The following is a 16,056-nucleotide window of genomic DNA, read 5'->3' as shown; positions in this document are numbered from 1 at the left end:
AAATTTATTTTTCGATATGATCATATATTTTATAAGAGCCACTCAAGTATTCTTCTATAAAAGAATCCCATAAATACTATTTTTCATCATTGCCACTGTGTATACCCTAGCGCGTTGAGTTTAATTTACCCAAAACACATTTGCGGCTATAGAGGATAGCGGTATCCCGAGCATTGCAACGCCATCTATTTCGTTATGCTACAACTTTATCTCTCCAAAATCCCGGGCATCCACTTTTATTTTTTTCCGTGTCCCCCTTCGTATAGTTATCGGTTCTTCGGTATGTACATAATATTTTCCTTCACGATATTCCAATACTGTATTCGTCGCTACTTCTGATTGTATCGTAAACCCCTTACCTTGCAACAGCTTGCCATGACCTAAAAACAACGTAAAATCATCGCCTTTTTCGCTCACAACGGCGTAGGTAGCCGAAGCAATCATATCCTTATAACGTGCCTTTTCTTCGTTTACGGAAGAGAAAATATAATCGACTTGCCCGCTTTTACTTTTCACTTCCAATCCTACAAAGTCATCGGAAACATCTTCTGCATGAAAGGATTCTATCTTGTCTATAGAACGTCCTTCATCGGTAGTATACGGTTCAAATATAGAAACAAATGGCCTGTCCCATGCTTCCCCATGCTGTCTTGCTGCAATAGTTAAGAAAGGTACTTCTGAAGGCGTATAAGGCAATCCGCCATTTCCACGAAAAGACTTCGCCGGAGGCGATTTAATGGAGAAGACTTCCCGGTCGGCATATCCTTTCATCCACAAATGCATGTACACGTGATTGCTGTCCGGTCTCGCCATTTTCCATATAGCTTCGTAATCTTTATCTGTTTTTACAGAACGCTTATCCCACATATAATCGAGTGCAAATAAGTGTCCTCCGGCAAAAGCCATTTCATTGTTGGGTTTCAACTCCAATCGATTACCTTCGGTATCTTTTATCGCCATCTCCAAACCGAGATTGTGATAGAAATAATCATGGAACTTATCACCGGCACGTTGTTTTTTCGAGCGGAAGATATCCACATAATAACCACTAGTCTCACCTGTACTCACGATACTTAAAAAACGACGCTGATCACTACGGCTTTCCGGCTCTAAGAAATAAGCATCCGAGTAAGTAATCCCGTCATAATATCCTTCTTTCTGTCCGGATGCCGGGTAATTAGCCAGCAAATCAAAAGGATGGTTGCTCAACATCTCCGGATATTTCGAAATGCCATCTACCATCACCGTATTATGTGCCGGAAATTGGGAATAGTATTCTAAATATGGTTTTTCAAAATAAGAAGACCCTATACCGGATTCCGCTCCAAGTACATATCCTTTGCCATATAACTCGATAGCCAACCCATTAGCATGCGCATGATTACCATACGAGCCATATTGTGATATCATCATGCCATTTTCAGCATCTGAAAATTTATTCCGCTGCACAAACCAGCTGACGTTCGGAGCATAAAATGTTGGGGTTACATAATCTGTTATTTTGCCCGGTTGCACGTCCTTACGGAGTGTAATCGGGTTGCTGGAAAAGAACGAGGATACCTGTGTGGGTCGGTTTCTGTCCTGCCCTTCTGTTTGTTCACCTCCAAACAACTTATACATACCCGTAAAATGGCGCTCATCGTCCTTCTGCCTATATTTTTGCGCCATTCTAATCATGCTATACATCGACGACGTATTGACACTGCCATAATAGGAGTCACCGAATGCAGTAGTCTGCCCATTCGGGAAAAGATACTGGGGCAGCACGTCCACCGCTTTGCGCATCACCGGCATATAAGGAAGTAAATTCTGGTTAAACGTATGGTCATAATGCACCATAAAATCCATAAAGATACTGGTTACACTCTGCGCATAGCCCGGAGATTCGTTCCATACCCCGTTATTAAAATCATAACCATATTGCATCAGCCGTGGAATAGACCATTGCCGCGCAACATTTCGGTTGAGGATATAATCGATATAATATTCCCGTCCCTTACCGTCGTCATACGCTGCATTATCCTCCAAGATCATCGCCACGGGCAGGATAAATTTATCTCCGTGCAAGTTCCAGTTATTATGAGGCACCCCATTCTTAAGGGTAATGTCTATCCATTTTTTAAACGCTGTTTCGAAAACAGCTATTTTATCTGTGTGTTTTTCTCTGATGTAACTATGTAGAAAATCATAATACTCTGCCAGATCGGGGAGGATACCTTCTTGTATCACTTCAAAAGTTGTCATCGCGACCAATGTCTGCGCATGGCCGTTTCCTATATCGATAGGTTCGCTCCGATGATAAATTCCCATCAAGTACGTGTTCAAAACATCATACGCCAATTTCGCATAACGTTCCTCACTGGTCATCCAATATAGAAAAGCAGCATCCCGCCCGATACGGATAATCTCGTGGTTAACACTTTCTATCTGTCCTCCCGAGACATTCGCCTGTTCGGTCCATTCCAACGGGTTTCCTTCTTTGGCGGTGTTATGGAAATACACACCTTTCGTATCATCCATATACGGAACAATATCTTCCAGTTTCGGTCGCTTAATAGGCGAGCTCACGCCACGTGTACTTCCAAAACGTACCGTAGGTACTGGAGCTTCTCCGTCTGCACGCGCATATACGCCCCCATTGATATAGACCTGTGTGGCTTTACTCTTCCAATACATCATTAAGCGGGAATACAACCAATCAGGTTGTTCTGCTACCCTGGATAGGTAGGGATCTATCCGCTCCACAATGCCCTGCATCACGTTTTTCGCCCACGGTTCATTCTCCATCTGTTCCAAAAGTTTTGGTTTCTGCTCCGGCGTGGTCAACAATCGAGGTCTGGACTGCGGTAAATCTGATGGCAGCGGGATTTGTTGTGCCTGTAAACTCGGGCTTGAACAAACCCAAAATGATAATAGGAGGAGGAACAAGTTTAATTTCATTTTATTCGTGTTTAATATTTTATTGTATTCGTAATCGTACACCATTAGGTTTTATTGCAAATCCCAATAGACTACATACCGTTGCCGGTGAATCTGATGAATCGGTTCTAAACGTATATTGTCATTTGTTATGAACACTAGCGGCTGTCCTTCTACAGGTTGAATTGCCTCTGCTAAGTTTTTCTTGTCCAAGGTCAACGATGTCTTGATACTTTCAGGTACATTGTACGCATACGTATAGTAATCGTTATATGCTGTTGGGTCGGAGAACGGCGCAGTACCCGTCATCCCTTCCGTCCCCATTGTTCCTGCCAATACTAACGGACCGTACATCACCGCAGCGGTATTGGGATCATCGTTTGCTTCCGCTAGGTGCAGGGACATCGGATACGTGACTTCTACCCGATCACCGTCTTTCCATACACGGTCGATGCTGATATAGGACGATGGTGTTTGCTTGATTTTAACCGCTTTACCATTCACCTTGACCTGCACTCCTGACGCCCAATATGGATAGCGCAAATTTAATTTCCATTTAGCATCGGATGCCGACGACACCGTCAAGCTTGTTGTTCCTTCTGCCGGAAAATTCGTCTGTTGTGTTAACTTGACGCCTTTCTGCTCCCAGTTTAATTCGGAGGGAATAAATAGGTTGACAAAAAGATCGCTATCCTTATGATAATAGATCGCTTCATTGTATTTCGAGTGATTTTCAAAGCCCGTACCTACGCAACACCAAAACGAGTTTTCAGGGGTGCTGTATACCTTATGCGAGCCCGGTAATAAGGGCAGGAAATAGGAAACCATGCCTGACTCCGGATCTTGCTGTCCCAAGATATGATTATACAACGCACGTTCATAATAGTCCGCATACTCCGGATTCGTATCCCAGCTAAACAAGTGACGTGTCAGCTTCAACATGTTGTTGGTATTACAAGTTTCTTGCGTATAGCCTGTCAGGTTTTTGGAGATACTGTCGTTGTGAATAAACTTTTCTTTATGGCTATTTCCTCCGGTAGCATATGTCTGGTGGTCAATCACTGCTTTCCAAAAGAAACGGGCAATATTGCGGGCACGTGGTGTATTATGCAATTCGTAGTTCCGTGCTTCGCCGATCACTTTCGGAATGAACGTATTCGCATGTTTAAAATAGAAATCTGCCTCGCCTTCCGCCAATGGATCAATCACGACATTGTGGTAGAAAAACTCGGCCAGTTCTTTATGCTCGGCATTACCCGTAATCGCGTACAAATTATAGAAAGCCTCATTCACACCACCAAACTCATTGCGCAACATTAGCGCGCGTTGATCCGCTGTGAGTGGTTTTAGCTTTTGGTACGCCCAAGAGGCCGCCTTTTTCATTACTTCTAACGCTTGTTCGTTGTCTGCATTTAGGTACTGATTTATTAGGCCTGCATAAATCTTATGAAGTGTATACCAAGGTGCCCACACGCTACCACCTGCGATATTTCTGTTAATCAGGTTTTCTGAATAAGCACTGATGTAGCCTTTACCACCGATTTGCTCCAAAGCAGTCTGGACTTCTGCCAGTCCAGCAACAATGCTATCGCCCTTTAGCTTATATTTCTCTTCTCCGGTAGATGCATAGAGATACGACAGGGCAGACATCAAATGCCCAATGCTATGCCCGCGCAGATCACAGTCCAACGACTCCCATCCACCTAATTTTTTGACGGTCATGTAACCGCCTTCACGACTCGAGAACGCTCCCGCGGTGTTGCGAAAACTTTGCAACAGGCTCGGCACTTCCAGCGAAAGTATCCAAGCAGCATCACGCTCCATATTCTCCTTAAAAATAGAAGGCAGGAGCTTTACATCTTTCAGTTCGAAACTGTAGGCTTTAATATCGGCTTGCACAGGTTGTGTCAGCTTACTCTGGTACTGCCCGGGGTATACGGACTGTGCGTTCGTTAATTCACCAAATAACAATCCCAATCCAATTAATAAAATCTTCTTTCTCATAAATATATTGATCAATTTCTTCATTCGATACCACATCTGGTTGCATACTATTAACGTTGCACATAGAAACTCCGTTCTACCGGAGACGCGCTCTGTATGCTATCTTTCAAACCATATTGCCACGCGACTACTGTTACCTTAACCGGGAACTTTGTACGCGGGGGAAATTTGGTAAAAATCACCTTATTTCTTGCTATTTTCGCAGGCCCTTCTTTTACATAATAAGACACATCCAGGTTCTTGTCACTTGTAGCATTTAGCAGCATTTCCTTTATTCCATATTCGACATCCGGCAATCCAGGGAACAAAATATATTGCCGTTCCCCTGTCGTTAATGGATAAGGAACCTTTATGTTCAGCTGTTGGACGACACTTTTATAGCGATTATCCTCTTCGGCCTGTGCAAACAGCCAGATATCTCCCGTTCGTCGTGGGTTGTTCATTCCCATTCGGTAAAAATCGACGATAAACGTTGTATCGTTCACTTGCTTTACCGGTCCGTTTATTTTATGAATGCGGATCGCATTTTTTGAAGGGGAGGATAATCTCTGACTGTGTAAGGAGTCGGTAAACGCCGCCGATACCGTAAAAGTTAGGTCATCTCCTAACGCCGGCGTTGCCTGATATTGTCCGTGCGATGATTTGTCAAAAGGTAACCACTCCCCGTCCATTTCAAAACCAATATACCGCATTTCTTTTCCCCGAGCCTCTTTATAGTAATTTTCCGTTACTTCTGCCATTTCTTGATCGAAATACCAAAAAGCATCATGTTTATTTCCTTTATAGATCGAGAAAGGAGCGGCCTTTTCGCGCTTCACATCCGTTATCCAACGACTGCCCAACCACCCATCTGTAGGATTTATTGTTATCAATTTAGTTCGGCTGTCCATTGGTTGACTATCCGGTAAGCGATATTTTGCGGCTTTTTGCAAAAAGAGAATCATATAATCAACCACCTTATCCGACACATCAAAATGTCCTTGTCCCCGGTCGTATAAGAATGAAACACAACTTTCGGGATACATCATCCGAAAGGCTAACGCAGGATTGACACGGGCCTCCCACCACTCATACTCGCCTTCTATCATCAATCCCGGTATGCCATCGATATTCCGCGTTCTTCCCCATTCCAGATTCTCTCTTCCATACCCAGTTAGGTTAGTCCGAGGCGCATCTCCTTTATACGAAATGACCGCCAATGTGCGTTCCGGATTCCATGCGGCAAAATTCCACGGGAAAGTAGCCATTGCGGAATGTCCCAACGGAACAATCGGTACGTGTTTTATCTCCGTATACCCGCTAACATCAGCGAAATCATCCATCATCTTGTCAAATACCTCCTGACATCCGTTCGTGGTATTCCATTGATAATCGATACCTGGCGCAACCCAAACGATGGCAAAGCCAAGTTCTGCCATCGCTTTCCGAAAATTCGGATGTGCAAAGATGGTTTCCTCGCACATGTTCTGCTGGCTGAAAACAATTGCTTTTACCTGATCACAATCTTCCGGAATCCAGAGAAATGCGCTCGGGTGATCCTTTGTTTCGTCAGAGATATATCCTTCTAAGGGCACGGACCATTGCCATTCAGCGGATAAAACGTACCCTAGAGGTGTCCAAATGCAGATGAAGAGTAAAAGCAGTTTATAGAAGTTCCCTATCATAGTCGTTAACGATTAAGGAATAAATTTTACATTGTCGACATGCTCGCCTATGAAAATTCGAGCCATATCACCTGTTTTGTACCATTTCGGTTTGTCAGGCATATCGTCTGTTATCAACTTCCCATTAATCTTCAAATTTTGGAATGTAATATTCTTGATTTTTCGTTCTTCATTGTAACCTGCAATAATCGATATTTCGTCTCCGACACCGTTATAGGAAATATCCTTAAACAAGATATTTTCAATAGATTGACCCGGTGCCGGACAGTATTTCTCATTGAAGAAAATACGCACATTAAAGAGCTGGCCTTGCCGAAAATCTTCGATACGAATATCTTCAAATGTGACGTCACGTATCACGTTGTTGTCTCCTGCGTTAATCGCCAAACAACCTTGATAATCCAATTGAGCTTCTTTATGATCTAAGATGTCTATATTGCGATAGACCAGATTTTCAATCGTATCCGGTCTATCCGCGTTACCATGTATACCGATAAAAATCGGATGAGCTACATCCGCCCACAACGTGGAGTTCTCCATGGTAATATTGCGAGCGTCGCCTTCAAATCCTTTCCGTGTCGCATAAACCGTCGTACAGTCATCCGAGTTGCGGCAAAACACGCGATCATAATGCACATTGCTGCTAGCAAAGACATTCAACCCATCGCCCCAGCCATAGTAGCTGATGCTCTTGACGTTTCGGATAGTCACGTTATCCGACCCTCCCGTAGCACATTGGGTTACAAATAATCCTTCTACATGTACATTTTCTGACCCAGCGATATGGATACCCATTTTTACCGTATGCTCGACCATGCCGCTGCCGATTATTTTTACATTCTTGACATTATGCACTAACAGCTGCCCTCTTAGTATTGCTCCTCCATCTACATACACCGTACTGTTGGATGGCACTTCAAATTTATTATCCTCAAACGTATGGATTCCTGGGCCAAAGTAGATAACATCAGGATTATTTTTATCCGGAATGTCTGTCATTAATGGGTTGGCAAAGAGATGAAGATTATGAAAAATATCATCGTTAATCTCTACGGAGAGATTAGCCGCTTCCTGAAGTTTGAACGTTAATGTGTTTCCTTCTACTTTTGGTTCAATTCCGTAGGATATTGGTCTGATCTGCGCCCTATCAATATTGCCTTTGGTATAGGTTATCGAGACTTCAGCTTCTCCCGAGAAGTCAAAAAAAACCATCGATGCGTTTTCAACCTGATGTTTTGTGTTCCGCACTTCATCTACTTTGACCAAATGGCTTGGAATACCTTTCCAACTTCCGCTTGAACTTTTAACCTTAACGACAAAATCATCGTTCAGCAACGCACCCTTCGGAGCATCGTAAACAACCAATTTATTGTCCTCTTTACCATAAGAAATAGCCATAAAACTACAAAAAAAGCATAGTACAACTAAAAAGTATCTCATCATCTAGTCTTTCAAATCTATTCAACGTTATTTCGGGTATACATGTATCGCTACGCCACCGCTCTTCTTTAAGTCAAATTTCTTTAAGGTGGTTGCATCCACTTCCACTTGCGTAACGCCAACTTTCGTACGTGTATTTGCTGTATCATCATCGACGTATATGTCTGCCAGATACGTTTTCCCTTGTTCCAGAAAATCAAATGAAACAGAAACCTGCTGTGCTTCGTTATTACCGATAGCGCCGATAAACCACTCTTCACCACTCCGTCTCGCCATCGTAATATATTCGCCAATCTCTCCGTTTAATACCTTAGTATCATCCCACACCGTCTTTACCTTATCAAAGAAGGCAATTTCCGGTTCGCCGTTATAATCGCCAGGCTTATCATACCAATACAAAAACTGTAACGGACTGTAATACACTACGGACAGCGCCAACTGGTGGGCGCGTGTCGTTTTGATACGGCTGTTGTAATAACAGATCGTATAATCCCCCGCTCCAGCGAGGAAGCGTGTGAACGGCAATATCGTATTATGTGTAGCATCCGGCATTTCCTCATTCCCTTTGATACCTTCCTGTGTCAACAGATTAGGATACGTCCGGCTGAAACCGGTGGGGCGGTATTCATCGTGGATATCCACTAATAGCTGATATTTTGCAGCCTTCTTGATTGCTTCATGCAACCAGGTAGACCAACGGTTAGATCCAATCTGTACAAATCCGAATTTTACACCTTTCAATCCCCATTTTTGGTACAGGGAAAACAACTCATCTAGATTACCATACAACGCCCGCTGATTGACATACACAAATATCCCGATGCCTTTAGTCGCACCATAATTGATAATCTTCTGCATATCGACGTCCCTGTGTTCTGCTACTTTATCCGCTTTAGAGCTGACCAACATCTCCGGACCATACCAGCCGGCATCCAAATGCACGTATTGAAGTCCACGCTCCGCAGCGAAATCAATACATTCCAGCGCATCAGCCGTAGTGAGATTGGAACGGATAACTTTCCCCGGTTTGATCCAGGAAGTATTCTGAATCGCGTTTGGTGAATTCAAATTCAGGACGATATCATTATTTTCAATAAGCTGTCCCGGTTGCTCAGCAGCCATGATGACACGCCAAGAGGTAGAAAAAGGACTAATCGCATCCACCGCATCATAAATAGACACTTGCAATGTATTTTTCTTCTCCGGATGCAATTTAAATTTTGTTCGCGCGTAGTCGACCATCTGGGCTTCCAGTAGAGAGACATATAAACCATTTTTTAACTTCATGGTCAACGGGCGTTCACTCTCGTCTTCCCAATCCGCCAAAGGCTTTACCGAGTATGGTCCTTGTGCCCAACGTTCGTAATATGCCTCCGTTCCCGGTTCAAACGCAAACTCCGTCTGTTCACCAACGATGTGCAAAAATAGACCATTACTACTTTCGGGGAAATGATAATGGAAAGCGACTCCTTCGTCAAACGCTCTAAAAACCAAATGTATTTCATAACTACGTCGTTTATCGTAGCTCGTTCCGTGCTGTCCGTCAGTTACGGCATCGCCCTCACCAAATTTCGTGAACACGAGCCTCAATTCCTTATAATGGTTCTTAACGTTATTGCGTTCACCGTAGAGTGGTTCCCATTGATCCCGTACCTCATTTCTCTCCTCTTTCTGAAAATCCAGATTTTCGCACCACCACTCGGAAGGATCGTTTTCAATACCCAAAGCAGATTCAAACAGTTGGTTTTCTAATTGGATACCCAGTGCCGAAGTCTTAATAATGTTTTTGCCTTTATAATCAACTGTATAATAAAGTTGACGTTTATCTTTGGCAGTTTCATGTTGGGTTATGTAGATATTATAATTTCCATCAGGCGAATGCAATGTCCACTCCTGCAACTTTTTACCGGGTTGGGCATAGATATCGTTCAAGCTAACGGTAAAAGCAATTAATAGTGTTACGTATTTTATCATGCTTGTTTTATTTTTTTTATTACTCATATCGTTTCCAATTCAAATTTGTTCTTTGCTTTTTCCATTTTTGTGTAACGGGACTACTTTATACCCAGCTCCTGCTGTATCTGTTCTAAACTTTTCCCTTTTGTTTCCGGCATTACACGCCAGATAAACAGGAAAGACAACAACATCATCACACCATAGAAAACAAATGAATAGACTCCGCCCATTGGACTACCCTCTACAATAACCGGGAACACCCAAGAGATAATCGCTGCCATGATCCAATGGGTAAAGCTTCCTAATGCCGCGCCCTGTGCACGCACCGCATTCGGAAAAATTTCTGCAATAAACACCCAGATGACAGCTCCTTGGGAGAAGGCAAAAAAAGCTATAAAACCGACTAAATATACTAATGTTAGCGGGTTAGCAGCTGATACACCCATTAAATTGACAGCTGTCAATATCAAAAAGACAGTCATCCCACCGGCACCGATCAGCAACAATTTTTTACGCCCGAACCTATCGATAACGGTCATTGCCAGAATGGTAAAAACAAAGTTTGCCAGACCGATGAAGACAGACTGTTGAAAAGCATCGGCGCGGTCAAATCCGGCCATCTCGAACACACGTGGCGCATAATACAGAATAGCGTTTATACCCGAAAGCTGGTTGAACATCGCCAGTAGCATAGCGTATAAAATAGGCTTGTTATATTTTCCGTTAAAAAGGTTTTCTTTTATCCCGTTATTTTGCTTGTGGTGATCGTCCAATACTTGCTGCAGTGCCTCTTCCTGTCCTAACTTACGGAAAACGTCTTGCGCTTCTGCAATTTTTCCAGTTACTGCTAACCAACGCGGACTTTCCGGTATAAAGAACAACAGCACAAAAAATACGATAGCCGGCACGCCCATCACCGCCAGCATATAACGCCATGAATCTTCTCCACCATAACCAGCCAACAGGTAATTGGTCAGATAAGCCGCTAAGATACCTGCGACGATATTCAATTGGAACATACCTGCCAGACGCCCGCGGGTTTTTGCCGGCGCTATTTCGGAAATATACATCGGCCCGACTACCGAAGATGCTCCTACCGCGATACCACCCAGGAAACGGAACAGCACGAAAAGCGACCAAGAAGATCCTAGGGCACAGCCTATCGCAGACACCAAATAAAGTAATGCTATCAAGAAAAGAATAGGTTTGCGTCCATATTGTTGAGCAGGTTTGCCAATAATCAGCGAACCTAACACGGTACCGATGAGACTAGAGGCAACTGTGAAGCCTAGCCAAAAAGAATCCAATGTCCATAGTTTTTGAATAACTTGTTCTGCTCCGGAAATAACAGATACTTCAAATCCGAATAGGAAACCGCCCAAGGCAGCGATCAATGCGATTTGAGACGGGTAATTTCTAGACATCACTTTTGTTTATTACCTTAGTTTGAAAGAAATATGCACTGCCGACCATAGCGGCGTATTCGCTTGCCTGCGCCAATTTGATATTGACCGCTAGCCCCGAAGCATTGAACAGTTGATAGATTTTCGGTAAAAAATAGGTATGTGCCTTCGCTATATTTCCACCAATAATAATGTAAGCAGCTTCATGATCCTCTACTTTAGGTGCGACCACATCACAGAAATTCTGGGCAAACTCATCAAATATACCTAGCACCAATTTATTGCCTTCCTCCGCTCGTACGGCAAGCTCCTTAACTTCCATATCTTCGCCAAGTAATTCCAGACTTTTTTTTCTGAACCATCGGGTGGAGAGGTAATCATCGGCAATGCTATCTTTAAATGGGGAAAGTCCCGCAACTAGATCACAGGTACATCCATTACGACTATATGCTGATCCGAAGCCTGTTCCTAAGGTAAACCCCAAAACACAGTCTTCCAGATTGTAACCACCCAATAGAACCTCCCCTTGAAGAAAAGCCTCCGCATCATTTCGAAAGACGACCTTGTTCGGTTCTATATCAAAGTGATCCGAAAACGTTTTTCGGATATTCTCTCCGTATAGACTTTCATATTTATCTACTCCTTGAATCAGGCTTATCCCTTCGCTATAGTCGAATGGACCAGGCATAGCAAAAGCGATTTTCTCTATTTTTATACCGGTGTTTTGGGAAAGCTGTTCAAATGCTTGTATCCAAGTACTCAAAATGGTCTCCTTATCAGCCTTACTGTTCACCTTGAGACGAACAACAGATTCTTCAGCCGTCAGTCTGTCTATCTCTATAAATCTTACCGTGATATGAGAGCCTCCTATATCGGCTGCTGCTACAAAGTTTGCCATATGTTTATTATAAAGTTAAAATTCACCATTAACGACTAATCGTTGCTCCTCGCCAGATACCCATCTTTGCTATAATTCTTCTGTCTTAACAACGCTTCCAAGTAATAATAATCGGCATAGTTAATCGATGTATTGATTTCGGTTCCCGCCGGATAATGTCCTGTTGACTGCCCCAAAAGCGCAGAATTTTTGGGTGCTGCGTGATAATGTTTTGCCAACGATTTCAACATACCTTCGGCTTTGCTACGATAAAGCTGCTGCTTATCCTGCGGTAAGTATTGCGATAACTCTAACAGAGCAGAAGCAACGACGGCGGCGGCGGATGCATCACGGGGTGCATCCGGAATATCCGGTGCGTTGAAATCCCAATAGGGAACCAAATCTTCGGGTAGATGCTCCAGATAGACATCGGTCACTTTTTGTGCGAAATCCAAGAATCGTACATCTTTTGTCTCTCGGTATACCATGGTGTAACCATAAATTGCCCAGGACTGACCACGCGCCCACATGCTATCGTCCGCATAACCTTGATGCGTTACCTGTTTAATTCTTTTTCCCGTATCCTTGTCGTACACAACCGCATGATAAGAGGTGTAATCATCCCGAAAATGGTTTTCCATCGTTGTTTCCGCATGTTTTAAAGCGATGTCATACAATGAATCTGCCCCACCATTTTTGGAAGCCCAGAACAACAACTCCAGATTGATCATGTTATCGATGATGGTGTTGTGCTGGGGCCACTCCATATTGGGCACTGAACGGGGCCAGGAAAGTATTGTTCCTACTACCGGATTGTAAAGTGTTGCTAACGAATCCGCGGCAGCTAAAACCACGTTCTTATACGATTCGTTCCCGGTTAAACGATAACCGTGTCCAAACGAGTTGAAAATCTGAAAGCCCAGATCATGATCAATAACCGGTTCGTATGCCAGCGGTTTAAGCTCGCTCGTGAAGCGTTCTGCTGCTTCTTTCAGTTCCAGTTTATCGTCAAATTCGTAGGCATACCAAAGTTGCCCTGCCCAGAAACCGCTCGTCCAGTCCTTATAGTCTACATAACGCCAGGTTTTCCCATCTTCCCGGATATTACGGGGGATGTTGGGATTACCATCAGGGATAGCTGTTAAGGTGGCTTCTATTTGTGACACACCGTAATTTAATTCTTTTTCGACATCTAACGTTGATGGGGTTCCACAGGAAGCTAACCCCAACACCAACAAGCACCATATCTTATCTATCTTCATATATTTTATTAGTCACGCGTAAACATCAATGTACCGAACCCCAACTGATCATATCCACCGCTGTTCGGGCTATAGTGACTGCCGCCACCTTCAGGTCTGACTTTCTCAGCAAACATTTGGGAGTATTTCGCATCAAGTCCTTTTACTTTTCCATAGTGATTGTATACTAATTCCCATGCCGGACGAATTTCCCCACGTGCTACAGCAGATACCGCAGTATGTATTTCCGTCGAACCGCAATTGGCAGCATAGTATCTCGTATATTCCGAAAAAGGAACGGTAAAAGGGAATATACCATCATTGTCTGCATAATTGTATTTCGCTGTATATTCACATAATGCTAAAAACTTATTATTATCATAGGCGAAAAGGTCTTCTCCTACATTATAAGCCATCTGGCAGAACGATCCCAGCAACGAAATCACTAACACAGCATGTCCTTGATCCCTGCCACTTTCCTGTCCCTGTCCTAATATTTCACCATTAACATTATGGATATGCGTAACGGCATTATTGATATTCCCGTTGCCTACACCGCGCTTAAAATAGCTGATAGCATAGTCAATTTTAGCGTGATCATCCGTCAAAATGCCTATAGATAATATGGAACACATATTGGCGGCATCCCAGTTTGTCCAGTAATGAAAGTTACATACTCCCCAATGGGTCTGTAAAAATTCCATATTTACGGGATAGAATACATCGACCATCCATTGTTTATAGGCAGTAAAATCATTCTCACTCCAACCAGAATAATCCCGCAACACTTCGGCGGCATTTGCAAACGTAAAACCGTAGATACCGGCCCCTAAAGCTCTGTTGCTGTCTCCTGTGATTCGTTTACAGGTCGATGCCCACGCATTCAATATCTCCACGCCTTTTGCAGCCCAGGCTTCATCACCGGTGAGCCGCCATTTTAAGCCCATCTGATATGCAGCATGAGAATCCCGCATCGCATTTGCATAATTGTCCGATTCCGGTTCTTCCGTACTGCCACCACCCCTTATCAGTTTTTCAGACGGTCTGGCAACATAGCTTAACGTCAGATGTGTGCTGGTATTCAATCGATCATACCCTTCCGTCCAAGGAGAAGCATTTGCTGCCAGCTTCCCTTTTATAAAATCGAAATCTTCCGCAGTATGCAAAGCCCCCGGGTGTACGATGTTGATCTCCGCATTCGGGGCTTCCTCAATAATATCAGCTTGCGGATTCACTAGTTTGTATTTATCCTTTGCACAGGCTCCGGTCAACATGAGGGGCAACAATAGCCAAACATATAGATTGGAATTTTTTTTCATTATTTTTTATATAAAGCTAAGAGTGACATTTATTCTCCTGAATAAAACAACAATGTACCAAAACCTACATTATCATTATAAGGCGATGCGCCTTCAGGTCCTATTCTATCTAAAACTTGCTCTGTAAACGGCATAGAAAGATTTTTGCGCACGACATAGGCATTGTAGGCTATTTCAAATACAGGACGGAACTCTCCTCTCCCTATAGCTGATATCGTTTCCCAATTGGAATACTTCCCTGTAATATCAGTCCACTGGATATAGGGTACCGAATGCCCTAAGTTATATGCAGCTGTATATTCAAACCCTGCCAATAGCCTATTGTTAAGAGACGCATACATATCTAACCCTTGTTTCTGCCCTATTTCACAGGATTCTGCCAAACAGCCAATACCCAGCATGGTATGTGGCTGATCTCTTCCGCTTTCCTGAGCTTGTCCCTCTTCTGTTACGATATAATTCCGTAAAGTGCCGTTATCGTTCCCCGTATAGTAAAACCTGACCGCATTGTTAAAAATAGCTGTATCATCCAAAAAAACGCCGAGTGCCATCATGGTCTTGGTAGCCGCTGCACCCCAATTACCATTTGTCGAAGCTTCACGTGCGAAAAAGGCTGTCAGTTCTTTGACGAAGACATTTCTCAACATTTCTTCACATTTTTCAATATCAGTTGCATCCCACTCATCATACGTGTACCGCATAATCTCTGCCGCATTTACGATATGAAAACCGCTCAACCCTGCCAATAGGGCGTTGTCATTCGTGCCTGTAATCTCCTTTAAGGTAGAACTATACGCATTTATTATTTCGATAGCTTTTTTTGCATGCGCTTCATCCTCCGTAATTACCCACATCAACGCATTATAGTAAGCCGCATTGAAGTCTTGCTCAAATGCATTCTTTGTGTTGCCTTCGGCACCATCCCGGGCAATCCTTTCAAAGGGACCTCTAACGTTATAAGTAGATGACGCCGCGGCTTGTGCTTTTAAAAGCAGATAAGAACCCATACCAGGTTGTTTCTCTTCGGCTACGACCTGCTTAATTCTATTAAGGTCGTCTACATCATGTAATATACCCGGATGCACAAATTCTTCGACTTCATCAACCGGCACCCCTATCTGAACATCTTCCTGCGGATTCACCAACTTGTATTTATCTTTCCCGCAAGATGATAGAAAAAGTACCGATGCCAGCAAAGTGGCGATATATGTTTTATGTATCTTGATCATAATG

10 protein-coding genes are annotated in these 16,056 nt (G+C 43.3%); all 10 read right to left on the bottom strand.

Annotation, left to right across the window (positions count from 1 at the left end):
- Positions 1-198 precede the first annotated feature (198 nt).
- Complete coding sequence (locus tag EWE74_RS20805) at positions 199-2,940, bottom strand: heparinase II/III domain-containing protein (RefSeq protein WP_130143587.1); 2,742 nt, start codon at positions 2,938-2,940, stop codon at positions 199-201.
- A 51-nt stretch (positions 2,941-2,991) separates the two neighbouring features.
- Positions 2,992-4,923: a glycoside hydrolase family 127 protein gene (locus tag EWE74_RS20800; RefSeq protein ID WP_130143586.1), complete on the bottom strand. Its 1,932-nt coding sequence runs from the start codon at positions 4,921-4,923 to the stop codon at positions 2,992-2,994.
- A 50-nt stretch (positions 4,924-4,973) separates the two neighbouring features.
- Entirely contained in the window at positions 4,974-6,587 is a 1,614-nt protein-coding gene (locus EWE74_RS20795) for a hypothetical protein (RefSeq protein ID WP_206365321.1), read from the bottom strand.
- Positions 6,588-6,599: 12 nt separating this feature from the next.
- A complete protein-coding gene (locus EWE74_RS20790; protein WP_206365320.1) occupies positions 6,600-7,985 on the bottom strand; it encodes a glycosyl hydrolase family 28 protein in 1,386 nt (461 codons plus the stop codon).
- Between the two features lie 69 nt (positions 7,986-8,054).
- Positions 8,055-10,001: a glycoside hydrolase family 97 protein gene (locus EWE74_RS20785; protein WP_130143585.1), complete on the bottom strand. Its 1,947-nt coding sequence runs from the start codon at positions 9,999-10,001 to the stop codon at positions 8,055-8,057.
- 80 nt (positions 10,002-10,081) lie between these two features.
- Positions 10,082-11,407 carry a sugar porter family MFS transporter gene (locus EWE74_RS20780; RefSeq protein WP_130143584.1) on the bottom strand — a complete coding sequence of 442 codons (1,326 nt, stop codon included), beginning with the start codon at positions 11,405-11,407 and terminating at the stop codon, positions 10,082-10,084.
- Positions 11,400-12,284 carry an ROK family protein gene (locus EWE74_RS20775; protein WP_130143583.1) on the bottom strand — a complete coding sequence of 295 codons (885 nt, stop codon included), beginning with the start codon at positions 12,282-12,284 and terminating at the stop codon, positions 11,400-11,402. The genes EWE74_RS20780 and EWE74_RS20775 overlap by 8 nt, the downstream gene beginning before the upstream one ends.
- Positions 12,285-12,319: 35 nt before the next feature.
- On the bottom strand, positions 12,320-13,525 hold the full coding sequence (locus EWE74_RS20770) for a glycoside hydrolase family 88 protein (protein ID WP_130143582.1): 1,206 nt from the start codon (positions 13,523-13,525) through the stop codon (positions 12,320-12,322).
- Between the two features lie 8 nt (positions 13,526-13,533).
- The gene (locus EWE74_RS20765; RefSeq protein WP_130143581.1) at positions 13,534-14,823 is read right to left on the bottom strand and encodes an alginate lyase family protein; all 1,290 of its coding nucleotides are present in this window, start codon (positions 14,821-14,823) and stop codon (positions 13,534-13,536) included.
- Between the two features lie 29 nt (positions 14,824-14,852).
- On the bottom strand, positions 14,853-16,052 hold the full coding sequence (locus EWE74_RS20760; RefSeq protein WP_130143580.1) for an alginate lyase family protein: 1,200 nt from the start codon (positions 16,050-16,052) through the stop codon (positions 14,853-14,855).
- Positions 16,053-16,056: the final 4 nt, after the last annotated feature.

Origin of the sequence: Sphingobacterium corticibacterium, from assembly GCF_004208525.1 — a bacterium.
GTDB lineage: Bacteria > Bacteroidota > Bacteroidia > Sphingobacteriales > Sphingobacteriaceae > Sphingobacterium > Sphingobacterium corticibacterium.
The sequence above is the reverse complement of the archived record's forward strand: the minus strand, read 5'-3'. Positions and strand labels throughout refer to the sequence as shown.